Below are 23,368 nucleotides of genomic sequence, written 5' to 3' on the forward strand. Positions count from 1 at the left end.
CTCAGAGTACATGAGCATGTAGGGAAGACAATACTTCCCACTTACTCACTGCTTGATAAACCCTTTGTAATGGCGTTTTACCAGTTGGCTTTCTAGTTGCTTCATTGTTTCTAAAGCAACGCCGACAACGATTAACATACTCGTTCCACCGATCTGTGCAGATGGAGGAAGATTTCCCAGCTTCGTAAAGATAACTGGTAAGATTGCAATCGCTGCTAGGAAAATTGATCCTACAAAGGTCAAACGATACAAGATTTTTGTTAGATATTGTTCTGTATTCTTACCCGGACGAATACCTGGAACATATCCACCTTGTTTGTTTAGATTCTCTGACATTTGCTCTGGATTAACCTGAACAAACGCATAGAAATATGTGAAGGCTACAATGAGCGCAACATATATGATCATTCCCACTGGGTGAGAATAGTTAAAGTTTGCAATAATCCACTGCGATACATCATGTTTCGGGAAGAACTGTGCAATAGTCGGAGGAGTAATTAAGAATGAAACAGCAAAAATTACTGGAATAACACCAGCACTATTTACCTTAAGCGGTAAATGTGTGTTTTGTGCTCCAGCATAACCACCATTTCCTCCTGTTACACGCTTCGCATATTGAATTGGGATCTTCCTAACAGCCTGTTGAATGAAAATAACACCCACAATAACTGCTAGCACAGCTAGTAAAATCAATGCAACTTTAACGATACTCATGAACAATTGATCTCCGATATTTTGAAACTGTTGCTGATACACTTGAGATATAACACTTGGGATCGCTGCGGCAATACCACCAAAGATAAGAATGGAAATACCATTACCTACACCTTTAGCTGTAATCTGTTCACCTAACCACATTAAAAATGCAGTACCAGCAGTCAGTACCGTAGCAATGTATAAATAAGTGCTCCAACCAGGATTCAAAATTAATTGTCCACCTACCATACCGTTAAAACCGATTGACATACCAAACCCCTGAATAAACGCAAGAACAATTGTAAAATAACGCGTGAATTGCGTTAGTTTACGACGGCCCATTTCACCTTGCTTCGCCCATTCCGAAAATTTAGGAACAACATCCATCTGCAATAATTGCACGATGATGGATGCTGTAATATACGGCATGATTCCCATCGCAAAGATGGAGAAGTTTTTCAAGGCTCCACCGCCAAATGTATTTAGAATACCTAAAGCATTTAATTGATCTTGTGCCTTCAGTACGTCTCCATTTGTAAATGGCACGGGGATAAACGTGCCAATCCTGAATACGATTAACATCGCTAAAGTGAATAATATTTTACGTCTTATCTCAGCAACGCGCATAAAGTTGGAGATTGTACGAAACATTAGATCACCTCAACTGATCCGCCAGCTGCTTCAATTGCTTCTTTAGCACTTGAAGAGAACTTGTGCGCTTTAACAGTTAGTTTTTTCTCTACTGCGCCGCTTGCAAGAATTTTAACACCGTCGTTTAATTTGCTGATAACGCCAATTTCCAGCAATAATTCAGGTGTTACTTCTGTACCATCTTCAAAACGATTTAACGTTGATAAGTTTACAATAGCAAACTCTTTACGGTTAATGTTTGTGAAGCCGCGTTTTGGTAAACGACGGAATAATGGAGTTTGACCACCTTCGAAGCCAAGACGAACACCGCCGCCAGAACGTGCGTTTTGTCCTTTATGACCTTTACCAGCAGTTTTACCGTTACCAGAACCGATACCACGACCGACACGGTTACGTACTTTACGAGAACCTTCTGCAGGTTTTAATTCATGAAGTTTCATTCCCAGGCACCTCCTTATATTAATGAGTTATCCTTAAGCTTCTTTTACAGTTACAAGGTGAGAAACTTTGTTGATCATACCAAGAATAGCAGGAGTTTCTTCCTTAACTACAGTTGAATTCAACTTTTTAAGACCTAAAGCTTCTACCGTCGCACGTTGATCTTGTGGACGACCAATTACACTACGAGTGAGGGTAATTTCTAACTTTTTCGCCATTTGTTTTCCCTCCTTAACCTAGTAGCTCTTCTACAGATTTACCGCGTAATTTTGCAACATCTTCAGCGCGCTTAAGTTCGCTTAATCCGTTCACAGTAGCGCGAATCATGTTGATTGGTGTGTTAGAACCAAGAGATTTCGAAAGAATATCTTGTACACCTGCTAATTCAAGGACCGCACGAACAGGTCCACCAGCAATAACACCAGTACCCTCAGCAGCAGGCTTTAAGAATACTTCACCAGCTCCAAAATGACCGTTGATTGTGTGTGGAATTGTTGTACCAACTAATGGTACAGCGATTAAGTTTTTCTTAGCGTCTTCGATAGCTTTGCGGATTGCGTCTGGTACCTCTTGTGCTTTACCAGTACCGAATCCAACATGACCGTTTTTATCGCCAACTACAACTAGTGCAGCAAAGCGGAAACGACGACCACCCTTAACAACTTTCGCGACACGATTTATCGTAACTACACGTTCTTCAAGTTCTAATTTACTTGGGTCAATGCGATGCATCAATTTTCCCTCCTTTGACCATTAAAATTGTAATCCAGCCTCACGAGCAGCTTCAGCTAGAGCTTTAACACGGCCATGGTATAAGTAACCACCGCGATCAAATACTACTTCTTTAACGCCTTTCTCTACAGCACGCTTAGCAACTGATTCTCCAACTTTCGTAGCAGCTTCAATATTGCTAGTACCGTTAAGAGCAAGGTCTTTATCAAGAGTAGATGCACTTACTAACGTTACACCATTTACATCATCAATAACTTGAGCGTAAATATGTTGGTTAGAACGGAACACGTTTAAACGTGGACGTTCTGCAGTACCAGTAAGTTTAGCACGTACACGCGCATGTCTTTTCTTACGAGTCGCATTTTTATCAGCTTTAGTGATCATTCTTGTCACTCCTTTCTCTCACCTAACGGGTTTACTTAGCAGTTTTACCTTCTTTACGACGAACAACTTCGCCTTCGTAACGAATACCTTTACCTTTGTAAGGCTCAGGAGCACGTACAGCGCGGATGTTAGCAGCGAATTCGCCAACACGTTGCTTGTCGATACCTTTGATTACGATCTTAGTTGGTGCAGGTACTTCAACTTCAAGACCTGCTTCCGGAGTCATTTCTACTGGATGAGAATAACCTACGCTTAATACAAGTTTATCACCTTGTTTTTGAGCACGGTAACCAACACCGACTAATTCAAGTCCGCGTGCGAAACCTTCAGTTACACCTTCAACCATGTTTCCGATTAAAGCACGAGTTGTACCGTGTAATGCACGGTGTTCCTTCTGTTCAGATGGACGCTCAACTGTTAATGTATTCTCTTCAATTTTGATAAGCATATCAGCATTGAAAGTACGAGTTAATTCACCTTTAGGGCCTTTTACTGTTACAGTATTGTCTTCTGCAACTGTAATAGTAACACCTGCAGGGATTTCAAGAATCTTTTTACCAATACGAGACATGTGGTCACACCTCCGTTCGTTTTAAATATATATTACCAAACGTATGCTACTACTTCTCCACCAGTTTGTAATTGACGAGCGTCTTTGTCTGTCATTACTCCCTTAGATGTAGAAACAAGAGCGATACCTAATCCGTTAAGTACACGTGGTACTTCGTCAGCTTTAGCGTAAACGCGTAAGCCAGGTTTACTGATACGTTTTAATCCAGTGATTACACGTTCGTTGTTTGCACCATATTTCAGGAAAATACGAAGGATACCTTGTTTGTTATCCTCGATGTATTCTACATCACGAATGAAACCTTCACGTTTTAAAAGTTCAGCGATCTCTTTTTTGATTTTAGAAGCAGGAACCTCTAATTTCTCATGACGTACCATGTTCGCATTACGGATGCGAGTAAGCATGTCTGCAATTGGATCTGTCATCACCATGTGTTTTACCTCCTTCCCATTTGTGGGTTTTACCAACTAGCTTTTTTAACACCAGGAATTTGACCTTTATATGCAAGTTCACGGAAACAAATACGGCAAAGTTTAAATTTGCGGTATACAGAATGCGGACGACCGCAGCGTTCGCAACGTGTATACTCTTGTACTTTAAACTTAGGAGTACGCTTTTGTTTCGCAATCATAGATTTTTTAGCCACGTTTTCGCCTCCTCTACTTAGCGTTGGCTTCCATTATTTTTGGAATGGCATACCGAATTGTGTTAAAAGTTCACGAGCTTCTTCATCAGTGTTCGCTGTAGTAACGATTACGATGTCCATACCGCGGACTTTGCTTACTTTATCATAATCAATCTCAGGGAAAATAAGTTGCTCTTTAACACCTAATGTATAGTTTCCACGACCATCGAATGATTTCTTAGAAACACCACGGAAATCACGTACACGTGGTAAAGAAACTGATACTAATTTATCGAAGAACTCATACATTTGCTCGCCGCGTAAAGTTACTTTCGCACCGATTGGCATACCTTCACGAAGACGGAAACCAGCGATTGATTTTTTAGCACGAGTTACAACAGGTTTTTGACCTGCGATTTGTGTTAATTCTTCTACTGCGTTGTCTAAAGCTTTTGAGTTAGATACCGCGTCACCAACACCAGTGTTGATTACGATCTTTTCGATTTTTGGTACCTGCATTACAGATTTATAGTTAAACTTGCTCATTAGAGCAGGAGTAATTTCCTTTTGGAACTTCTCTTTAAGGCGATTCAATGAAGTGACCTCCTTTCTTAAGAAAATTATTTATCTAATAATTCACCAGATTTTTTTGCAATACGAACTTTTTTACCATCTTCTACCTTGAAGCCTACGCGAGTAGGTTCACCTGTTTTCGGATCTAAAATCATAACGTTAGAAACGTGAATAGGTGCCTCTTTAGTAATAATTCCACCTTGTGGATTTAATTGAGATGGCTTAGAGTGCTTCTTAACGATGTTAACACCCTCAACGATAACACGGTTTTGCTTTGGGAAAGCCACAAGGATAACGCCTTGTTTTCCTTTGTCTTTACCAGTGATTACCTGTACTTTATCACCTTTTTTTACATGCATCTTAATTCTGCACCTCCTTAGCAAGGCAATACCTTAAATTATAGAACTTCTGGAGCTAAAGAAACGATCTTCATGAAGTTGCTATCACGTAATTCACGAGCTACTGGTCCGAAGATACGAGTACCACGTGGGCTCTTATCGTCTTTAATGATAACCGCTGCGTTTTCATCAAATTTGATGTAAGAACCATCCGGACGACGAGCACCGCTCTTCGTACGTACTACTACTGCTTTAACAACGTCACCTTTTTTAACAACGCCACCTGGTGTTGCTTGTTTTACCGTAGCAACGATAATGTCACCAATGTTAGCATATTTACGACCAGAGCCGCCTAATACTTTAATTGTTAAAAGTTCACGTGCACCAGAGTTGTCAGCAACTTTCAAACGAGATTCTTGTTGGATCATGTTATGAAACCTCCCTTCGGACTAAAAATTCCGATTCGTCTATTTAGATAATAACCGCTTCTTCAACGATTTCAACTAAACGGAAACGCTTAGTAGCAGAAAGCGGGCGAGTTTCCATGATTTTTACGATATCGCCAAGTTTCGCTTGGTTTTGCTCATCATGGGCTTTGTACTTCTTAGAATACTTAACACGTTTTCCGTACAAGGAATGAGTTTTGTAAGTTTCAACTAAAACTGTAATCGTTTTGTCCATTTTGTCAGACACTACACGACCAGTATAAACTTTGCGTTGGTTACGTTCGCTCACTATGCAAACCTCCCCTCAATTTATCGATTAATTCCGATCTCTCTTTCACGAACTACAGTTTTCATACGAGCAATTGCCTTACGCACTTCACGAATGCGAGTTGGATTCTCTAATTGTCCTGTAGCAAGTTGGAAGCGAAGATTAAACAACTCTTCCTTTAAAGCTTTAACTTTTGTTTCGATTTCGGCAGTGGTTAATTCACGAATATCATTAGTTTTCATTAGATTCACCACCATTTTCTTCACGTTTTACGAATTTACATTTCACAGGTAACTTGTGAGCTGCAAGACGTAATGCTTCGCGTGCTACCTCTTCAGATACACCCGCGATTTCGAACATAATTTTCCCAGGTTTTACTACTGCTACCCAGCCTTCTGGTGCCCCTTTACCGGAACCCATACGTACTTCTAGAGGTTTTGCAGTGTAAGGTTTAGAAGGGAAAATTTTAATCCATACTTTACCGCCACGTTTCATGTAACGAGTCATTGCACGACGAGCAGCTTCGATTTGACGGTTTGTAATCCATGAAGCAGCTTGTGCTTGTAAACCGAATTCACCGAAAGCTACTTCAGTTCCACCTTTAGCACGACCACGCATTTTACCACGATGCTCTCTACGATATTTTACGCGTTTTGGCATTAACATATTATTTTCCTCCTTCCTCAGAAGCTTTCTTTTTTGTAGGAAGGACTTCTCCACGGTAGATCCATACTTTTACGCCTAATTTACCGTATGTTGTATCAGCTTCAACTGCTGCATAGTCAATATCAGCGCGAAGTGTATGAAGTGGAACAGTTCCTTCACTGTAAGATTCTGCACGAGCGATATCAGCTCCGCCAAGACGACCAGAAACCTGTGTTTTAATACCTTTAGCACCTGCACGCATAGCACGTTGAATAACTTGCTTTTGTGCACGACGGAATGATACACGGTTTTCTAATTGACGAGCGATGTTTTCGCCTACTAATTTAGCGTTAAGATCAGCTCTCTTAACTTCTAAAATGTTGATGTGTACACGCTTGCCTGTTAATTGGTTAAGAGCTTTACGAAGTGCTTCAACTTCAGTACCACCTTTACCAATTACCATACCAGGTTTTGCAGTGTGAATTGTAACATTTACACGATTTGCTGCACGTTCGATTTCTACTTTAGCAACAGCAGAATCTTTTAAGCGTACATTAATGTACTCACGGATTTTGATGTCTTCATGTAATAATGTAGCGTAATCTTTCTCAGCGAACCAACGAGATTCCCAGTCACGGATAACGCCGACACGAAGACCAATTGGATTAACCTTTTGACCCATCGATTATCCCTCCTTCTTTTCTGATACCACAACTGTGATGTGGCTTGTGCGTTTGTTAATTTGGCTTGCACGACCCATTGCACGTGGACGGAAACGTTTTAACGTTGGACCTTCGTCAACGAAAACTTTCTCAACAACTAGGTTGTTAATGTCCATTTCATAATTGTGCTCTGCATTTGCGATTGCAGATTTTAAAACTTTTTCTACAACTGGAGAAGCAGTTTTTGGTGTGTGGTTAAGGATAGCAATCGCTTCACCCACTTGCTTACCTCGGATTAAGTCTACAACTAAACGAACTTTACGAGGAGCAATACGAACTGTTCTCGCTACTGCTTTAGCTTGCATTGAAGTGCCTCCTCTCATTATCTTCTAGTTTTCTTATCGTCAGCATCATGACCTTTATACGTACGAGTTGGTGCGAATTCACCTAACTTGTGGCCTACCATGTCTTCAGTAACATATACAGGTACATGTTTACGACCGTCATATACAGCGATTGTGTGACCGATGAACTGAGGGAAGATCGTTGAACGACGAGACCAAGTTTTAACAACTTGCTTTTGCTCAGTTTCATTTAGCTTTGCAATTTTACTCATTAAATGATCATCGACAAATGGTCCTTTTTTCAAGCTACGAGCCATTTTGGTGCCTCCCTTCGTGATTGCCGTACGGTTCTCAAAGTGAACCGTACTACAATCCCATTATTTTTTACGACGACGAACGATGAATTTGTCAGACGCTTTGTTTTTCTTACGAGTTTTGAATCCAAGAGTTGGTTTACCCCATGGAGACATTGGAGACTTACGTCCGATTGGTGAACGTCCTTCACCACCACCGTGTGGGTGATCAACTGGGTTCATTACAGAACCACGAACAGTTGGGCGCTTACCTAACCAGCGAGAGCGACCAGCTTTACCGATCTTGATAAGTTCGTGTGACTCGTTACCAACTTGACCTACAGTTGCACGGCAAGCAGATAATACAAGACGCACTTCACCAGAAGTTAAACGTACAAGAACGTATTTACCTTCTTTACCAAGTACTTGTGCAGATGTACCAGCAGAACGAACTAATTGTCCACCACGACCTGGTTTAAGCTCGATGTTATGAACAACAGTACCTACTGGAATGTTGATTAATGGTAATGCGTTACCGATTTTAATGTCAGCTTCAGCGCCAGACATAATTTCCATACCTACTTCTAAGTTCTTAGGAGCAAGAATGTAACGTTTTTCACCGTCAACGTAGTTAATTAATGCGATATTCGCAGAGCGGTTTGGATCGTATTCGATCGTAGCAACGCGTCCTGGAATTCCATCTTTGTTACGTTTGAAGTCGATGATACGGTATTGACGCTTATGTCCGCCACCTTGATGACGTACAGTGATTTTACCTTGGTTATTACGACCAGCCTTTTTGCTTAAAGGAGCAAGTAAAGACTTTTCGGGTCTGTCAGTCGTGATTTCAGCGAAATCATTCGTAGTCATGTTACGACGACCGTTAGTAGTTGGATTATACTTTTTAATTCCCATCTCAATTTCCCTCCTTCTTTAGTAAGAATTAAACGCCTTGGAAGATTTCGATTTCTTTGCTGTCAGCAGTTAGCTTAACGATTGCTTTACGACGACGGCTAGTAAAACCAGCGTGACGACCAACGCGTTTTGCTTTCGGCTTGTAGTTCATGATGTTCACTTTTTCTACTTTAACACCAAAGATCGCTTCTAGAGCATCTTTAACTTCTGTTTTATTAGATTTAACGTCCACATCGAACGTGTATTTTTTTTCAGCCATCATTTCCATAGAACGTTCAGTGATAACTGGGCGCTTAATGATATCACGAGGATCTCTCATTATGCAAGCACCTCCTCTACTTTTTCCACTGCCGCTTTTGTCATGATTAGCTTATCATGATGAAGCACGTCTAAAACGTTTACGCCATCAGCAGTGATTACTGTTACTCCAGGGATATTGCGAGCAGATAACTCTACAGATTCGTTTGCATCAGCAGTTACGATAAGAGCTTTCTTCTCAACAGTTAATCCTTTAAGTACTGCTAGCATATCTTTTGTTTTTGGTGCATTTAACACTAGGTCTTCAAGAACTACAATGTTGTTCTCAACTACTTTAGTAGCTAATGCAGATTTGATTGCTAAACGACGAACTTTCTTAGGAAGTTTGTACGCATAGCTTCTTGGTGTAGGTCCGAATACCGTACCACCACCACGCCATTGAGGAGAGCGGATAGACCCTTGACGAGCACGTCCAGTTCCTTTTTGACGCCATGGTTTACGACCACCACCGCGAACTTCAGAGCGAGTTTTTACTTTGTGTGTACCTTGACGTAAAGATGCACGTTGCATCATTACAGCTTCGAAAAGTACAGCTTCATTTGGTTCGATACCGAAAATAGCTTCAGCTAATTCGATTTCACCAACCTGTGAACCAGTTTGGTTATATACAGTAACTTTTGGCATTGGAATTCCTCCTTCCTATTGTGAATTATTTGCTAACCTTCACAGCGCCTTGAACAACTACAAGAGATTTCTTAGCACCTGGAACGTTACCTTTTACTAGTAATAAGTTGCGCTCAGTGTCAACTTGAACGATTTCTAAGTTTTGGATAGTAACTTGGTCTCCACCCATACGTCCAGCAAGTTTTTTGCCTTTGAATACACGGTTCGGAGCAACTGGGCCCATTGAACCTGGACGACGGTGATAGCGAGAACCATGAGACATAGGTCCGCGAGATTGTCCGTGGCGTTTGATAACACCTTGGAAACCTTTACCTTTAGAAATTCCTGTTACATCAACGATTTCACCTGTAGCGAATACGTCAACTTTTACCTCTTGACCAACCTCTAATCCGTCCACGTCTGCATCGCGGATTTCGCGAATGAAGCGCTTAGGAGTTGTAGATGCTTTAGCAGTGTGGCCTTGTTCAGGTTTGTTAGTTAACTTTTCACGCTTATCTTCAAATCCTAACTGAATTGCGTTGTAGCCATCAGTTTCAGTTGTTTTCTTTTGAAGAACAACGTTTGGATTAGCAGCGATAACTGTTACTGGGATTAACTCACCGTTCTCAGCAAATACTTGAGTCATACCGATCTTTCTTCCTAAGATTCCTTTGGTCATGAGTTACACCTCCTACATTTTTAAGTTATATAAATTATAGTTTGATTTCGATATCTACACCAGATGGTAAGTCTAAACGCATTAATGAATCTACTGTTTGTGGAGTAGGACTCACGATGTCGATTAGACGTTTGTGCGTGCGCATTTCGAATTGCTCACGAGAATCTTTGTACTTATGAACAGCACGAAGAATTGTGTAAACAGTTTTTTCAGTTGGTAATGGGATCGGACCAGAAACTGTTGCCCCAGAACGCTTAGCTGTTTCTACAATTTTCTCAGCTGACTGATCAAGAATACGGTGATCGTAAGCTTTTAAACGGATACGAATTTTTTCTTTTGCCATTATTTTCCCTCCTTCGTTCGCCTATTTCTAAAATAGACCTTCTCCATGGAAATTTCCTCACACCATGCCATGGCAAAGCGGCCGGGTGTGTCAGCAACCTTCCACTTCATCGCAGTCAAAGACCAACATTGTCTATTATACAATGTTATTCGTCTAGATGCAAGCATCTTTTTGTTTGCATCTGCTTTTCTCTACTTTTGCTATTATACATGGCACTTTAAAGAATTTCAAGTTTTCATCTAGTAGAATTCATTTTACAGTTTCTGGATTTCAGTTTTAATGATTTCACATTATTATAGAAGAAACTCGTCAAAACATGAAACAATCATTTTGTTCATTATATAAATGCAAACAAAAACCCCAAGGGAAAATCCCTCGGGGTTTTTTATATCAGTTAAGATTACTCAACGATAGTAGCAACTACGCCGTAACCTACTGTACGTCCACCTTCACGAATAGAGAATTTAGTTCCCTCTTCGATAGCGATTGGAGCGATAAGTTCGATAGTCATTTCTACGTTGTCACCAGGCATTACCATTTCAGTACCTTCTGGTAATTGGATGATACCAGTTACGTCAGTTGTACGGAAGTAGAACTGTGGACGGTAGTTAGCGAAGAATGGAGTGTGACGTCCACCTTCTTCTTTAGATAATACGAAAACTTCAGCTTTGAATTTAGCGTGAGCTTTTACAGAACCGCTTTTTGCAAGTACTTGTCCACGTTGGATGTCTTCACGAGCAACCCCACGAAGTAAAGCACCGATGTTGTCACCAGCTTGAGCTTGGTCAAGAAGTTTACGGAACATTTCTACACCAGTTACAGTTGTAGAAGCATTTTCTTCAGCAAGACCGATGATTTCTACAACGTCACCAACTTTAACGATACCGCGCTCAACACGACCAGTAGCAACTGTACCACGACCTGTGATAGAGAATACATCCTCTACAGGCATTAAGAATGGTTTGTCAGTTTCACGTTCTGGAGTTGGGATGTAAGCATCAACTTCAGCCATTAATTCAATGATTTTTGCTTCCCAATCAGCTTCTCCTTGAAGAGCTTTAAGAGCAGAACCTTTGATTACAGGAATGTCGTCACCTGGGAATCCGTATTCAGATAATAGGTCGCGAACTTCCATTTCTACTAATTCTAATAATTCTTCGTCGTCTACCATGTCGCATTTGTTTAAGAATACAACGATGTAAGGTACACCTACTTGACGAGAAAGAAGGATGTGCTCACGAGTTTGAGGCATTGGGCCATCAGCAGCAGATACTACTAAGATACCGCCGTCCATTTGAGCAGCACCAGTGATCATGTTTTTAACATAGTCAGCGTGACCTGGGCAGTCAACGTGTGCATAGTGACGAGTTTCAGTTTCGTACTCAACGTGTGCAGTTGAGATTGTGATACCGCGCTCTCTTTCTTCTGGAGCAGCATCGATTTGATCGTATCCGCGTGCTTCAGCACCACCAGCTTTTGCAAGAACTGTAGTGATCGCAGCAGTTAATGTAGTTTTACCATGGTCAACGTGGCCGATTGTACCGATGTTAACATGGGGTTTAGAACGTTCGAATTTAGCTTTAGCCATTCTAAATTCCTCCTTAGTTTATATAGGTTATTTTATATTTAGTCTAGAAAGCGAAACTTGCGTCCCACTTTCTAAGCTTACATAAGTAGTTATACTTGAACAATCGATAAAAATCAATTATTCACCTTTATTTTTTTTGATAATTTCTTCAGAAACAGACTTTGGTACTTCTTCATAGTGGTCAAACACCATAGAGAATGTTCCGCGTCCTTGAGTGTTAGAACGTAATGACGTTGCATAACCGAACATTTCAGAAAGTGGAACCATAGCGCGAACAACTTGAGCGTTACCGCGAGCTTCCATACCTTCTACACGTCCACGACGAGATGTTACGTCACCCATAATGTCACCCATGTACTCTTCAGGAATTACAACTTCAACTTTCATCATTGGCTCAAGAATTACTGGGTTACATTTAGAAACCGCAGCTTTAAGTGCCATAGATGCAGCGATTTTGAACGCCATCTCAGATGAATCGACATCATGGTAAGATCCGTCAACTAATGCAGCTTTAATGTCTACTACTGGATATCCAGCAAGTACACCATTTTTAAGTGCATCTTCAAGACCTGCGCCTACAGCTGGGATGTATTCACGTGGAACAACACCACCGACGATCTTGTTTTCGAATTCGAATCCTTTACCTTCTTCGTTAGGTTCAAACTCAATCCAAACGTGTCCGAATTGTCCACGTCCACCAGATTGACGAGCGAACTTACCTTCAACTTTCGCAGCAGAGCGGAAAGTCTCACGGTATGCTACCTGAGGAGCACCAACGTTTGCTTCAACTTTGAACTCACGGCGCATACGGTCAACGATGATATCAAGGTGAAGTTCACCCATACCAGCGATGATTGTTTGGCCAGTTTCTTGGTCAGTGTGAGCACGGAATGTTGGATCTTCTTCAGAAAGCTTAGCTAATGCTGTACCCATTTTATCTTGGTCAGCTTTAGATTTTGGTTCGATAGCTACAGAGATAACTGGCTCTGGGAATTCCATAGACTCAAGGATAACAAGGCTCTTCTCGTCACAAAGAGTATCACCAGTAGTAGTATCTTTTAAACCTACAGCAGCAGCGATGTCACCAGCGTAAACTGTTGAGATCTCTTCACGGCTGTTAGCGTGCATTTGTAGGATACGACCTACACGCTCACGCTTACCTTTAGTTGAGTTTTTCACGTATGATCCAGAGTTTAACACACCAGAGTACACACGGAAGAACGTTAACTTACCAACATAAGGGTCAGTCATGATTTTGAATGCTAATGCTGAGAAAGGCTCTTCATCGCTAGACTTACGTTCTACTTCTTCATCTGTATCAGGAACGATACCTTTAATAGCAGGTACGTCTAATGGAGATGGTAGGTAGTCGATAACTGCGTCTAACAGAATTTGAACACCTTTGTTTTTGAATGCAGAACCACAGATTACTGGGAAGAATTCTACAGAAGTTGTAGCCTTACGGATACCAGCTTTAAGCTCTTCTACAGTGATTTCTTCACCTTCTAGGTACTTCATCATCATTTCTTCATCTAGCTCAGCTACCGCTTCGATAAGTTTTCCACGGTATTCTTCAGCTAGTTCTTTGTGCTCTTCAGGAATCTCAACACGTTGAATGTCTGTTCCTAAATCGTTACCGTACATGTAAGCACATTCTTCAACAAGGTCAATGATACCATTGAACTCATCTTCAGCACCGATTGGTAACTGAATTGGATGTGCGTTTGCTTGTAAACGATCGTGGATTGTTCCTACAGAGTATAAGAAGTCCGCACCAATCTTATCCATTTTGTTAACGAATACGATACGAGGTACGCCATAAGTAGTAGCCTGACGCCAAACAGTTTCTGTTTGTGGTTCAACACCAGATTGTGCATCAAGTACTGCTACCGCGCCATCAAGTACGCGTAAAGAACGTTCTACTTCTACTGTGAAGTCTACGTGACCTGGAGTGTCAATGATGTTTACACGGTGACCTTTCCATTGTGCTGTAGTTGCAGCAGAAGTAATTGTGATACCACGCTCTTGCTCTTGCTCCATCCAGTCCATCTGAGATGCACCTTCGTGAGTTTCACCGATTTTATGAATACGTCCTGTGTAGTACAGAATACGCTCAGTAGCTGTTGTTTTACCAGCATCGATGTGAGCCATGATACCAATATTACGAGTGTTTTCTAAAGAGAACTCTCTTCCCATTTGGTGTCTTGCTCCTTCCATATATGGATTGGATTTTTTATTTTAAGTAGCAAAAAAGCCACTTTATATTGTTACATATGTCAGTATGTCCAGTACTCTCATTATGTAAAACGAGCGCCATTGAAAGGGAGAGGCATTCTCCCTCTCCACACTTCCATAAGCGACAAATAAAGCGGTCTATGCTTACATTTATTTTACGTTGTATCCTACCAACGGTAATGAGCAAATGCTTTGTTAGCTTCTGCCATTTTATGAGTGTCTTCACGTTTCTTAACAGATGCACCAGCGTTGTTAGCTGCATCTAAGATTTCGTTAGCAAGACGCTCTTCCATAGTTTTTTCACCACGAAGACGAGCGTAGTTTACTAACCAACGAAGACCTAAAGTTGTACGGCGTTCTGGACGAACCTCAACTGGAACTTGGTAGTTAGCACCACCAACACGACGAGCGCGTACTTCAAGAACAGGCATAATGTTCTTAAGAGCTTGCTCGAATACTTCCATTGGCTCTTTACCAGTACGTTCGCTTACGATATCGAACGCATTATAAAGAATTGTTTGAGATTTACCTTTTTTACCGTCAACCATCATTTTGTTGATAAGGCGTGTTACTAGCTTTGAATTGTACATTGGATCTGGTAACACGTCACGTTTTGCAACAGGTCCTTTACGAGGCATATTGAGTTCCTCCTTTCATTAAAAAGTTATTATTTCTTAGCCGCTTTTGGCTTTTTAGTACCGTATTTAGAACGGCCTTGCATACGCTTGTCAACACCAGCTGTATCAAGCGCACCACGAACGATGTGGTAACGTACCCCTGGTAAGTCTTTTACACGACCACCGCGAATTAATACTACGCTGTGCTCTTGTAAGTTGTGACCGATACCTGGGATGTATGCTGTTACCTCAATACCATTTGTTAAACGAACACGAGCATATTTACGTAACGCTGAGTTTGGTTTCTTTGGAGTCATTGTACCAACACGAGTACATACACCACGTTTTTGAGGTGCAGAGATATCAGTTGATTTTTTCTTTAAAGAGTTAAAACCTTTGTTTAACGCAGGTGATTTAGATTTCCATACTTTATCAGTACGACCATTTCTCACTAATTGGTTAATAGTAGGCATTTGATTATCCTCCCTTCGCATGTTTGTATGACCACATATCCAGGTGGTTCATTATTAGTTGAAAACAAAGTTTTTGCAAGGGAGAGCAAATGCTCTCTCCTCACAAAAACAGTTTTAACTTATTATTCCTATTGCTGAAGCTCCCACTTGAATCCCCGCAACTTTTCCAAGTTTACGAACTGATTCAACTTTTGTTATGGGTATGTTATGTTGCAATGCAGTACGAATGATAACATGGGTTAACCGCATATCAGCATCTTCTGCAATGACAACTTCTTTAACTATACCATTTTTGATTGCTTCCAATGTACGTTTATGACCAACGACCACATTTTCAGCATTTGACACTTTTTGATAAGACATATAAATATCCTCCAAAGCATCGTTCAGGAGCAACCTTGCTTATAGTAACATTTTGACTCATACAATGTCAACTAGGATTAACTGTTTTTATACAAAATTTACGACGGAAAATTTTACTGTTCCACATAAACTTCATCGTTTTCTACATTCATGTCATCTTGTGTTGTTTTAACAAGATCCACTTTGCGATAACGATTCATGCCTGTTCCAGCAGGAACAAGTTTACCGATAATAACATTTTCTTTCAATCCTAGAAGCTCATCACGTTTACCCTTAATTGCTGCATCAGTTAAGACACGAGTTGTTTCTTGGAACGATGCTGCAGATAAGAATGAATCTGTTTCAAGTGAAGCTTTTGTAATACCAAGTAGAACAGGTCTAGCTGTTGCTGGTTGTTTACCTTGTAGTAACACCTTCGCATTGGCATCAGTAAACTGATGGATATCTAGTAATGTTCCTGGTAATACATCTGTTTCACCTGCATCACTTACACGAACTTTACGTAACATTTGGCGTACCATTACTTCTACGTGTTTGTCACCAATTTCTACCCCTTGCATACGGTATACTTTTTGAACTTCACGTAATAAGTATTCTTGAACTGCCGTAATGTCCGTTACTTTTAGTAATTCTTTCGGATCAATAGAACCTTCTGTTAACTCTTTACCGTGGCTAATTTGCTGTCCTGGAATTACTTTCAGACGAGCACCGTAAGGAATAGCATACGTACGAGTTTCAACTTCACCCTGTACAACTACTTCTTGGCGATCTTTAACATCGTTGATCGCTGCGATAACACCGTCGATTTCACTGATAACTGCCTGACCTTTCGGATTACGAGCTTCGAAGATCTCTTGGATACGAGGTAAACCTTGAGTGATATCATCTCCGGCAACCCCACCTGTATGGAACGTACGCATCGTTAACTGTGTACCTGGCTCACCGATAGATTGAGCTGCGATAATACCTACCGCTTCCCCTACCTCTACGTCTGTTCCAGTTGCTAAGTTACGACCGTAACACTTCTTACATACACCGTGGCGAGTGTTACACGTGAACGCTGAACGAATGTTTACAGTTTCAACACCCGAATTTTCAACAATATGAGCAATATCTTCAGTAATTAATTGATTTTCAGCAACTAATACTTCACCTGTTTCAGGATGTTTTACAGTTTTTCTTGCAAAACGTCCAACAAGACGATCATATAATGACTCGATAACTTCATTACCCTCTTTAATCGCACCAATTAATAAACCGCGATCTGTTCCACAATCATCTTCACGAACGATTACATCTTGTGCAACGTCAACAAGACGACGTGTTAAGTAACCAGAATCGGCAGTTTTCAGTGCTGTATCGGCAAGACCTTTACGCGCACCATGCGTAGAGATGAAGTACTCAAGTACTGTTAAACCTTCACGGAAACTTGATTTGATTGGAAGTTCGATGATACGACCAGATGGATTGGCCATCAGACCACGCATACCAGCAAGCTGAGTAAAGTTCGATGCGTTACCACGGGCACCGGAATCACTCATCATGAAGATTGGGTTGCGTTTATTCAAGGATTTCATCAGTTTTCCTTGGATAACATCTTTTGCATTACTCCAAATAGAGATAACACGATCGTAACGTTCTTCTTCCGTGATTAAACCGCGACGGAATTGTTTAATTACATTATCTACTTTTGCTTGTGCTTCGTGGAGAATTTCATCTTTTTCACCTAATACAAGAATGTCAGATACCCCAACTGTAATACCAGCTTTTGTAGAGTACTTGAATCCTAAGTTTTTCATACGGTCAAGCATGCGAGACGTTTCTGTAATTTTGAAACGTTTAAACACTTCCGCAATGATGTTACCAAGGATTTTCTTGCTGAATGGCGCCACTTCTTCGCGACTAGCAATAATCTCTTTAATGTTCGCACCTTTTTCAACGAAATATTTCGCTGGTGTTTCTTTTTCAAGGTTTGAATTTGTTGGTTCATTAATATAAGGGAACGACTCTGGTAAGATTTCGTTAAATATTAATTTACCAACTGTTGTTAATAGAAGCATACTCTTTTGCTCTTCAGTAAATGTTGCGTTGTTTACTGCGCTTGCAGCTACTGCAACACGTGTATGAAGATGTACATATCCATTTTGGTATGCAAGTAATGCCTCGTTCGCATCTTTGAAGACCATACCTTCACCGATTGCGCCTTCACGCTCAAGTGTTAAGTAGTAGTTACCTAATACCATATCCTGAGATGGAGTAACAACTGGTTTACCGTCTTTCGGGTTCAAGATGTTTTGTGCCGCTAACATAAGAAGACGAGCTTCTGCTTGTGCTTCTGATGATAAAGGTACGTGAACGGCCATTTGGTCACCGTCAAAGTCCGCGTTGTATGCAGTACATACAAGTGGGTGAAGACGGATTGCGCGACCTTCTACTAATGTAGGTTCAAACGCCTGAATACCAAGACGGTGAAGTGTTGGTGCGCGGTTTAGAAGTACTGGATGTTCTTTAATCACAGATTCTAAAACGTCCCAAACTTCAGGTTGTACACGCTCGATTTTACGTTTCGCACTCTTAATGTTGTGTGCTAATCCTTTTTCAACTAACTCTTTCATTACGAAAGGTTTGAACAGTTCAAGCGCCATCTCTTTTGGTAATCCACATTGGTACATCTTTAAGTTCGGTCCTACAACGATTACAGAACGACCAGAGTAGTCAACACGTTTACCTAATAAGTTTTGACGGAAGCGTCCTTGTTTACCTTTAAGCATGTGAGATAGTGATTTTAATGGACGGTTACCTGGTCCAGTAACTGGACGGCCACGACGACCATTATCGATTAATGCGTCTACAGCTTCTTGTAACATACGTTTTTCGTTCTGAACGATAATGCTTGGTGCACCTAAGTCCAATAGACGTTTTAAACGGTTATTACGGTTAATTACACGACGGTATAAGTCGTTTAAGTCAGAAGTAGCAAAACGTCCACCATCTAACTGTACCATTGGGCGTAGTTCTGGTGGGATTACTGGTAGAACATCTAAGATCATCCAAGATGGCTCATTTCCAGAGTTACGGAATGCTTCTAATACTTCTAGACGTTTAATAGCACGAGTACGGCGTTGTCCTTGTGCTGTTTTTAATTCTTCTTTTAAGAAGTCTACTTCTTTATCTAAATCGATGTCTTGTAATAGCTTTTTAATCGCTTCTGCACCCATAGCAGCTTGGAATGTGCTACCATATCGATCACGATATGCACGGTATTCTTTTTCAGAAAGTAATTGCTTCTTATCAAGTGGTGTATCTCCACTTTCTGTTACAACATAAGAAGCGAAATAAATTACTTCTTCAAGCGCGCGAGGGGACATGTCTAAGACAAGTCCCATGCGGCTCGGGATACCTTTGAAATACCAAATATGAGATACAGGAGCAGCTAATTCGATATGACCCATACGTTCACGACGCACTTTCGCACGCGTTACTTCAACGCCACATCGATCACAAACTACACCTTTATAACGTACACGTTTGTATTTTCCGCAATGACATTCCCAGTCCTTTTGTGGTCCGAAAATGCGCTCACAGAACAAGCCATCTTTTTCAGGCTTTAACGTACGATAGTTAATTGTTTCTGGTTTCTTAACTTCACCGTATGACCAAGAACGAATCTTGTCAGGTGAAGCAAGTCCAATCTTCATATATTCAAAGTTATTTACATCTATCAAGGGGCCTACCTCCCTTTTAGTCTACAGGTTATCCCAATTATTCCTTAGTTGTCTCAACTTCGACATTCAATTTGTCTGCTGATTGATGATCATCGTCATCTTCCGTATCACGCATTTCAATTTCTGTATCGTCGCTAGACATCATTTTAACGTCCATACCTAAACTTTGCAGCTCTTTAATCAATACTTTGAATGATTCAGGAACGCCTGGCTCTGGAACATTTTCGCCTTTAACAATTGCTTCATACGTCTTAACACGTCCAACAACATCATCAGACTTCACTGTTAAGATTTCTTGAAGAGTATAAGCAGCACCATAAGCTTCAAGTGCCCAAACCTCCATCTCACCGAAACGCTGTCCACCGAACTGAGCTTTACCTCCAAGAGGCTGCTGCGTTACAAGTGAGTATGGTCCAGTAGAACGAGCATGAAGTTTATCGTCAACCATGTGCGCAAGTTTGATCATATACATGACACCAACAGATACACGGTTATCGAATGGTTCACCAGTACGTCCGTCATACAGGATTGTTTTCGCGTCATTTGCCATACCAGCTTCTTCAATTGTGCCCCAAACATCTTCCTCACGAGCACCATCGAATACTGGTGTTGCAATGTGAATGCCAAGGTATCTTGCTGCCATACCAAGATGAAGCTCTAATACCTGACCGATATTCATACGAGATGGTACCCCTAATGGGTTTAACATGATATCGATTGGCGTACCGTCTGGTAAGTAAGGCATATCTTCTTCTGGTAAAATACGAGAGATAACACCTTTGTTACCGTGACGTCCGGCCATCTTGTCACCTTCAGAAATTTTACGTTTTTGAACGATATATGCACGCACAAGTTGATTCACGCCTGGTGGCAATTCGTCGCCATCTTCACGGTTGAATACTTTTACGTCTAAGATAATACCGCCACCACCGTGTGGTACACGTAGTGATGTATCACGTACTTCACGCGCTTTTTCTCCAAAGATAGCATGTAATAGACGTTCTTCAGCTGTTAATTCTGTTACACCTTTAGGTGTTACTTTACCAACAAGTAAATCTCCATCTTTTACTTCCGCACCAACGCGAATGATACCGCGCTCGTCAAGGTTGCGTAATGCATCTTCCCCAACGTTTGGAATATCACGTGTGATTTCTTCTGGTCCAAGCTTCGTATCACGAGCTTCTGACTCATATTCTTCAATATGAATAGAAGTGTACACATCATCTTTTACAAGGCGCTCACTCATAATGATCGCATCCTCGTAGTTATAACCGTCCCAAGTCATGAAGCCAACAAGCACGTTACGTCCAAGTGCTAGTTCACCTAATTCCATAGAAGGACCATCCGCAAGGATTTCACCTTTTACAACTTCATTTCCAACACTTACGATTGGACGTTGGTTGTAGCAAGTTCCTTGGTTAGAACGAATGAATTTTTGCATTTTGTAGCGATCTAAGTCGCCTTTTACTGTTTGACCGTCAACTTCTACATAGCGACGTACCCAAACTTCACGTGCTTCTACGCGTTCAACAACACCAGGGTGTTTACAGATTACTGCAGCACCTGAGTCTTTTGCTGATACGTACTCCATACCTGTACCTACAATCGGAGATTCCGGATTCATTAACGGAACCGCCTGACGTTGCATGTTCGCTCCCATAAGTGCGCGGTTAGAGTCATCGTTTTCTAAGAACGGAATACAAGCTGTCGCTGCCGACACTACTTGTTTTGGTGATACATCCATGTAGTCGATGCGTTCTTTATTTGTGACAATGTTTTCACCGCGGAAACGAGCTACGATATCTTCATCAAGGAATTCTCCTTCTTCAGATAATTTCATATTCGCTTGGGCTACAACATAATTATCTTCTTCATCTGCTGTTAAATAATCAACATGCCCTGTTACAAGACCAGTTTCTGGGTCAACACGACGGTATGGTGTTTCAATGAAACCAAACTCATTTACTTTCGCGAACGAAGATAATGAGTTAATCAAACCGATGTTTGGTCCCTCTGGTGTTTCAATCGGACACATACGACCATAGTGAGAGTAGTGAACGTCACGTACTTCAAAGCCTGCGCGCTCACGCGTTAAACCACCAGGTCCTAATGCAGATAATCTTCGTTTGTGAGTTAACTCTGCTAACGGATTTGTTTGGTCCATGAACTGAGATAACTGAGAACTTCCGAAGAACTCTTTAATAGATGCAATAACAGGACGAATATTAATTAATGCCTGTGGTGTAATTGCATTTGTATCTTGGATCGACATTCTCTCACGAACAACACGTTCCATACGAGAAAGACCGATACGGAATTGATTTTGTAATAGTTCTCCAACAGAACGCAGACGACGGTTTCCTAAGTGGTCGATATCATCTGTATCCCCTACTTTATATAGTAGGTTGAAGAAGTAACTGATAGAAGCAAGGATATCACCTGGTGTGATGTGTTTTACATCGCGAGTAATATTTGCATTACCAATTACGTTAATTACGCGCTCGCCTTCTGACTCAGGAGCATAAATCTTAATAGATTGCAGCTCAACATCGCCTTCTACCACTCCACCCATTGGTTTCGCTGTTTTGAATCCAATGTTTTTCTCTAAGTAAGGTAAAATGCGATCAAGTGTACGACGATCTAAGATTGTTCCTTCTGCCGCTAAAATTTCACCAGTTTCTGGATCCACTAATGTTTCAGCTAAACGTTGATTAAACAATCTGTTTTTAATGTGTAACTTTTTGTTGATCTTGTAGCGACCTACATTTGCTAAATCGTAGCGCTTTGGATCAAAGAAACGAGACACAAGTAAGCTCTTAGCATTTTCTACTGTTGGTGGTTCACCAGGACGTAGACGCTCATAAATTTCAAGCAATGCTTTTTCTGTGCTATCTGTGTTGTCTTTTTCCAATGTGTTGCTTAAGTATTCGTTATCACCTAAAAGCTCGGTGATTTCTTGATCAGAGCCAAACCCTAATGCGCGTAACAAAACAGTTACAGGAAGTTTACGCGTACGGTCAATACGCACATATACAACATCCTTAGCATCTGTCTCATACTCTAACCAAGCTCCGCGGTTTGGAATTACAGTAGCAGTAAAACCACGTTTTCCGTTTTTATCCACTTTGCCACTATAGTATACGCTTGGAGAGCGAACTAACTGGGAAACGATAACACGTTCTGCACCGTTAATTACGAATGTTCCAGTCTCTGTCATGAGTGGGAAATCTCCCATGAACACATCTTGTTCTTTTACTTCACCAGTTTCCTTGTTGATTAGACGCACTTTTACACGAAGTGGTGCTGCATACGTCACATCACGCTCTTTGCATTCGTCTACAGAGTATTTAGGTTCACCTAAGCTGTAGTCGATAAATTCAAGCGATAGATTTCCCGTAAAGTCTTCAATCGGAGAAATGTCTTGGAACATTTCTCGCAAACCCTCATCAAGAAACCACTGATAAGAAGAGGTTTGAATTTCGATAAGATTTGGTAACTCTAATACTTCACTAATACGGGCATAACTTCTTCGTTGGCGGTGGCGTCCGTATTGAACTAGTTGACCTGTCAACTGCTTCACCCCTCAAATCATGAGTATTATAAATGCACAAAAAAATTTGTGCAAAATCACAAATAAATACAACTACTGCTATTTAGCGTAGTCTTTTTCTCTTAAAGATAAATACGTTGAGTCTTTCTACCTGTTCAAAAAAGAAAAATGGCTTCTATAAGAAAACCATCATTCTGTTTCATAATCTGCTGATTTTACTATCTTTTCCAAGAGAAACAAAAATATACATCTTTCTCAACGCAGAAAATCATATATTGGCATTGTATAATGTT

General features: G+C 40.9%; 29 protein-coding genes. All 29 read right to left on the reverse strand.

Going from position 1 to position 23,368, the window contains the following annotated elements:
* Positions 1-45 precede the first annotated feature (45 nt).
* Entirely contained in the window at positions 46-1,347 is a 1,302-nt protein-coding gene (gene secY, locus ACTFSI_RS26035; RefSeq protein WP_000490114.1) for a preprotein translocase subunit SecY, read from the reverse strand.
* Positions 1,347-1,787, reverse strand: coding sequence for a 50S ribosomal protein L15 (rplO, locus tag ACTFSI_RS26040; RefSeq protein ID WP_440045754.1), 441 nt, complete (start codon positions 1,785-1,787; stop codon positions 1,347-1,349). The genes secY and rplO overlap by 1 nt, the downstream gene beginning before the upstream one ends.
* A 33-nt stretch (positions 1,788-1,820) precedes the next feature.
* Positions 1,821-2,003 (reverse strand): 50S ribosomal protein L30, encoded by a 183-nt coding sequence (gene rpmD / locus ACTFSI_RS26045; RefSeq protein ID WP_001085234.1) that lies wholly within the window; start codon positions 2,001-2,003, stop codon positions 1,821-1,823.
* Positions 2,004-2,016: 13 nt separating this feature from the next.
* Positions 2,017-2,517, reverse strand: a complete 501-nt coding sequence (gene rpsE, locus ACTFSI_RS26050) for a 30S ribosomal protein S5 (protein WP_000554646.1) — start codon at positions 2,515-2,517, stop codon at positions 2,017-2,019.
* A gap of 21 nt (positions 2,518-2,538) precedes the next feature.
* Positions 2,539-2,901: a 50S ribosomal protein L18 gene (rplR, locus tag ACTFSI_RS26055; RefSeq protein ID WP_000628816.1), complete on the reverse strand. Its 363-nt coding sequence runs from the start codon at positions 2,899-2,901 to the stop codon at positions 2,539-2,541.
* 31 nt (positions 2,902-2,932) lie between these two features.
* On the reverse strand, positions 2,933-3,472 hold the full coding sequence (rplF, locus tag ACTFSI_RS26060; protein ID WP_000086558.1) for a 50S ribosomal protein L6: 540 nt from the start codon (positions 3,470-3,472) through the stop codon (positions 2,933-2,935).
* Positions 3,473-3,504: 32 nt separating this feature from the next.
* Complete coding sequence (rpsH, locus tag ACTFSI_RS26065) at positions 3,505-3,903, reverse strand: 30S ribosomal protein S8 (protein ID WP_000245511.1); 399 nt, start codon at positions 3,901-3,903, stop codon at positions 3,505-3,507.
* A gap of 29 nt (positions 3,904-3,932) precedes the next feature.
* Positions 3,933-4,118 (reverse strand): 30S ribosomal protein S14, encoded by a 186-nt coding sequence (gene rpsN, locus ACTFSI_RS26070; protein ID WP_001085700.1) that lies wholly within the window; start codon positions 4,116-4,118, stop codon positions 3,933-3,935.
* A gap of 33 nt (positions 4,119-4,151) precedes the next feature.
* Positions 4,152-4,691: a 50S ribosomal protein L5 gene (rplE, locus tag ACTFSI_RS26075; protein WP_001080827.1), complete on the reverse strand. Its 540-nt coding sequence runs from the start codon at positions 4,689-4,691 to the stop codon at positions 4,152-4,154.
* A gap of 26 nt (positions 4,692-4,717) precedes the next feature.
* Positions 4,718-5,029 carry a 50S ribosomal protein L24 gene (gene rplX, locus ACTFSI_RS26080; RefSeq protein WP_000558200.1) on the reverse strand — a complete coding sequence of 104 codons (312 nt, stop codon included), beginning with the start codon at positions 5,027-5,029 and terminating at the stop codon, positions 4,718-4,720.
* Positions 5,030-5,067: 38 nt separating this feature from the next.
* A complete protein-coding gene (gene rplN / locus ACTFSI_RS26085) occupies positions 5,068-5,436 on the reverse strand; it encodes a 50S ribosomal protein L14 (protein WP_000615912.1) in 369 nt (122 codons plus the stop codon).
* A gap of 43 nt (positions 5,437-5,479) precedes the next feature.
* Complete coding sequence (gene rpsQ / locus ACTFSI_RS26090; RefSeq protein ID WP_000004106.1) at positions 5,480-5,743, reverse strand: 30S ribosomal protein S17; 264 nt, start codon at positions 5,741-5,743, stop codon at positions 5,480-5,482.
* Positions 5,744-5,763: 20 nt separating this feature from the next.
* Positions 5,764-5,964 carry a 50S ribosomal protein L29 gene (rpmC, locus tag ACTFSI_RS26095; RefSeq protein ID WP_000855718.1) on the reverse strand — a complete coding sequence of 67 codons (201 nt, stop codon included), beginning with the start codon at positions 5,962-5,964 and terminating at the stop codon, positions 5,764-5,766.
* Positions 5,954-6,388, reverse strand: coding sequence for a 50S ribosomal protein L16 (rplP, locus tag ACTFSI_RS26100; protein ID WP_000928971.1), 435 nt, complete (start codon positions 6,386-6,388; stop codon positions 5,954-5,956). The genes rpmC and rplP overlap by 11 nt, the downstream gene beginning before the upstream one ends.
* 1 nt (position 6,389) lies before the next feature.
* On the reverse strand, positions 6,390-7,049 hold the full coding sequence (gene rpsC / locus ACTFSI_RS26105) for a 30S ribosomal protein S3 (protein ID WP_000529956.1): 660 nt from the start codon (positions 7,047-7,049) through the stop codon (positions 6,390-6,392).
* Positions 7,050-7,052: 3 nt separating this feature from the next.
* Positions 7,053-7,394 carry a 50S ribosomal protein L22 gene (rplV, locus tag ACTFSI_RS26110; protein WP_001148024.1) on the reverse strand — a complete coding sequence of 114 codons (342 nt, stop codon included), beginning with the start codon at positions 7,392-7,394 and terminating at the stop codon, positions 7,053-7,055.
* Positions 7,395-7,411: 17 nt separating this feature from the next.
* Positions 7,412-7,690, reverse strand: a complete 279-nt coding sequence (gene rpsS / locus ACTFSI_RS26115; RefSeq protein WP_000124453.1) for a 30S ribosomal protein S19 — start codon at positions 7,688-7,690, stop codon at positions 7,412-7,414.
* Between the two features lie 60 nt (positions 7,691-7,750).
* A complete protein-coding gene (gene rplB / locus ACTFSI_RS26120) occupies positions 7,751-8,581 on the reverse strand; it encodes a 50S ribosomal protein L2 (RefSeq protein ID WP_000511580.1) in 831 nt (276 codons plus the stop codon).
* A gap of 28 nt (positions 8,582-8,609) precedes the next feature.
* On the reverse strand, positions 8,610-8,900 hold the full coding sequence (gene rplW, locus ACTFSI_RS26125) for a 50S ribosomal protein L23 (protein ID WP_001205558.1): 291 nt from the start codon (positions 8,898-8,900) through the stop codon (positions 8,610-8,612).
* On the reverse strand, positions 8,900-9,523 hold the full coding sequence (gene rplD, locus ACTFSI_RS26130) for a 50S ribosomal protein L4 (protein WP_001127258.1): 624 nt from the start codon (positions 9,521-9,523) through the stop codon (positions 8,900-8,902). Before rplD ends, rplW begins: the two co-directional genes overlap by 1 nt.
* 25 nt (positions 9,524-9,548) lie before the next feature.
* Complete coding sequence (gene rplC / locus ACTFSI_RS26135; protein WP_000160207.1) at positions 9,549-10,181, reverse strand: 50S ribosomal protein L3; 633 nt, start codon at positions 10,179-10,181, stop codon at positions 9,549-9,551.
* A 34-nt stretch (positions 10,182-10,215) separates the two neighbouring features.
* Positions 10,216-10,524 carry a 30S ribosomal protein S10 gene (gene rpsJ, locus ACTFSI_RS26140; protein WP_001040596.1) on the reverse strand — a complete coding sequence of 103 codons (309 nt, stop codon included), beginning with the start codon at positions 10,522-10,524 and terminating at the stop codon, positions 10,216-10,218.
* A 400-nt stretch (positions 10,525-10,924) separates the two neighbouring features.
* Positions 10,925-12,112 (reverse strand): elongation factor Tu, encoded by a 1,188-nt coding sequence (gene tuf / locus ACTFSI_RS26145; protein WP_001029615.1) that lies wholly within the window; start codon positions 12,110-12,112, stop codon positions 10,925-10,927.
* A gap of 117 nt (positions 12,113-12,229) precedes the next feature.
* Positions 12,230-14,308 (reverse strand): elongation factor G, encoded by a 2,079-nt coding sequence (fusA, locus tag ACTFSI_RS26150; RefSeq protein WP_000532231.1) that lies wholly within the window; start codon positions 14,306-14,308, stop codon positions 12,230-12,232.
* Between the two features lie 206 nt (positions 14,309-14,514).
* A complete protein-coding gene (rpsG, locus tag ACTFSI_RS26155; RefSeq protein WP_001137493.1) occupies positions 14,515-14,985 on the reverse strand; it encodes a 30S ribosomal protein S7 in 471 nt (156 codons plus the stop codon).
* Between the two features lie 29 nt (positions 14,986-15,014).
* Positions 15,015-15,437, reverse strand: a complete 423-nt coding sequence (gene rpsL, locus ACTFSI_RS26160; RefSeq protein WP_001142340.1) for a 30S ribosomal protein S12 — start codon at positions 15,435-15,437, stop codon at positions 15,015-15,017.
* Positions 15,438-15,551: 114 nt separating this feature from the next.
* On the reverse strand, positions 15,552-15,800 hold the full coding sequence (locus tag ACTFSI_RS26165) for a 50S ribosomal protein L7ae-like protein (RefSeq protein ID WP_000121830.1): 249 nt from the start codon (positions 15,798-15,800) through the stop codon (positions 15,552-15,554).
* A gap of 113 nt (positions 15,801-15,913) precedes the next feature.
* Entirely contained in the window at positions 15,914-19,525 is a 3,612-nt protein-coding gene (gene rpoC, locus ACTFSI_RS26170) for a DNA-directed RNA polymerase subunit beta' (RefSeq protein WP_000567938.1), read from the reverse strand.
* Between the two features lie 37 nt (positions 19,526-19,562).
* The gene (gene rpoB / locus ACTFSI_RS26175; RefSeq protein ID WP_000147555.1) at positions 19,563-23,096 is read right to left on the reverse strand and encodes a DNA-directed RNA polymerase subunit beta; all 3,534 of its coding nucleotides are present in this window, start codon (positions 23,094-23,096) and stop codon (positions 19,563-19,565) included.
* Positions 23,097-23,368 lie beyond the last annotated feature (272 nt).

It is taken from the genome of Bacillus cereus group sp. MYBK101-2 (genome assembly GCF_051918845.1).
GTDB classification, from domain to species: Bacteria; Bacillota; Bacilli; order Bacillales; family Bacillaceae_G; genus Bacillus_A; species Bacillus_A paranthracis.

Bases quoted from the DNA above. Each gene is read 5' to 3' on its own strand.
- secY (WP_000490114.1), bottom strand. From the start codon at position 1,347: ATGTTTCGTACAATCTCCAACTTTATGCGCGTTGCTGAGATAAGACGT.
- rplO (WP_440045754.1), bottom strand. From the start codon at position 1,787: ATGAAACTTCATGAATTAAAACCTGCAGAAGGTTCTCGTAAAGTACGT.
- rpmD (WP_001085234.1), bottom strand. From the start codon at position 2,003: ATGGCGAAAAAGTTAGAAATTACCCTCACTCGTAGTGTAATTGGTCGT.
- rpsE (WP_000554646.1), bottom strand. From the start codon at position 2,517: ATGCATCGCATTGACCCAAGTAAATTAGAACTTGAAGAACGTGTAGTT.
- rplR (WP_000628816.1), bottom strand. From the start codon at position 2,901: ATGATCACTAAAGCTGATAAAAATGCGACTCGTAAGAAAAGACATGCG.
- rplF (WP_000086558.1), bottom strand. From the start codon at position 3,472: ATGTCTCGTATTGGTAAAAAGATTCTTGAAATCCCTGCAGGTGTTACT.
- rpsH (WP_000245511.1), bottom strand. From the start codon at position 3,903: ATGGTGATGACAGATCCAATTGCAGACATGCTTACTCGCATCCGTAAT.
- rplX (WP_000558200.1), bottom strand. From the start codon at position 5,029: ATGCATGTAAAAAAAGGTGATAAAGTACAGGTAATCACTGGTAAAGAC.
- rplN (WP_000615912.1), bottom strand. From the start codon at position 5,436: ATGATCCAACAAGAATCTCGTTTGAAAGTTGCTGACAACTCTGGTGCA.
- rpmC (WP_000855718.1), bottom strand. From the start codon at position 5,964: ATGAAAACTAATGATATTCGTGAATTAACCACTGCCGAAATCGAAACA.
- rplP (WP_000928971.1), bottom strand. From the start codon at position 6,388: ATGTTAATGCCAAAACGCGTAAAATATCGTAGAGAGCATCGTGGTAAA.
- rpsC (WP_000529956.1), bottom strand. From the start codon at position 7,049: ATGGGTCAAAAGGTTAATCCAATTGGTCTTCGTGTCGGCGTTATCCGT.
- rplV (WP_001148024.1), bottom strand. From the start codon at position 7,394: ATGCAAGCTAAAGCAGTAGCGAGAACAGTTCGTATTGCTCCTCGTAAA.
- rpsS (WP_000124453.1), bottom strand. From the start codon at position 7,690: ATGGCTCGTAGCTTGAAAAAAGGACCATTTGTCGATGATCATTTAATG.
- rplB (WP_000511580.1), bottom strand. From the start codon at position 8,581: ATGGGAATTAAAAAGTATAATCCAACTACTAACGGTCGTCGTAACATG.
- rplW (WP_001205558.1), bottom strand. From the start codon at position 8,900: ATGAGAGATCCTCGTGATATCATTAAGCGCCCAGTTATCACTGAACGT.
- rplD (WP_001127258.1), bottom strand. From the start codon at position 9,523: ATGCCAAAAGTTACTGTATATAACCAAACTGGTTCACAGGTTGGTGAA.
- rplC (WP_000160207.1), bottom strand. From the start codon at position 10,181: ATGACCAAAGGAATCTTAGGAAGAAAGATCGGTATGACTCAAGTATTT.
- rpsJ (WP_001040596.1), bottom strand. From the start codon at position 10,524: ATGGCAAAAGAAAAAATTCGTATCCGTTTAAAAGCTTACGATCACCGT.
- tuf (WP_001029615.1), bottom strand. From the start codon at position 12,112: ATGGCTAAAGCTAAATTCGAACGTTCTAAACCCCATGTTAACATCGGT.
- fusA (WP_000532231.1), bottom strand. From the start codon at position 14,308: ATGGGAAGAGAGTTCTCTTTAGAAAACACTCGTAATATTGGTATCATG.
- rpsG (WP_001137493.1), bottom strand. From the start codon at position 14,985: ATGCCTCGTAAAGGACCTGTTGCAAAACGTGACGTGTTACCAGATCCA.
- rpsL (WP_001142340.1), bottom strand. From the start codon at position 15,437: ATGCCTACTATTAACCAATTAGTGAGAAATGGTCGTACTGATAAAGTA.
- ACTFSI_RS26165 (WP_000121830.1), bottom strand. From the start codon at position 15,800: ATGTCTTATCAAAAAGTGTCAAATGCTGAAAATGTGGTCGTTGGTCAT.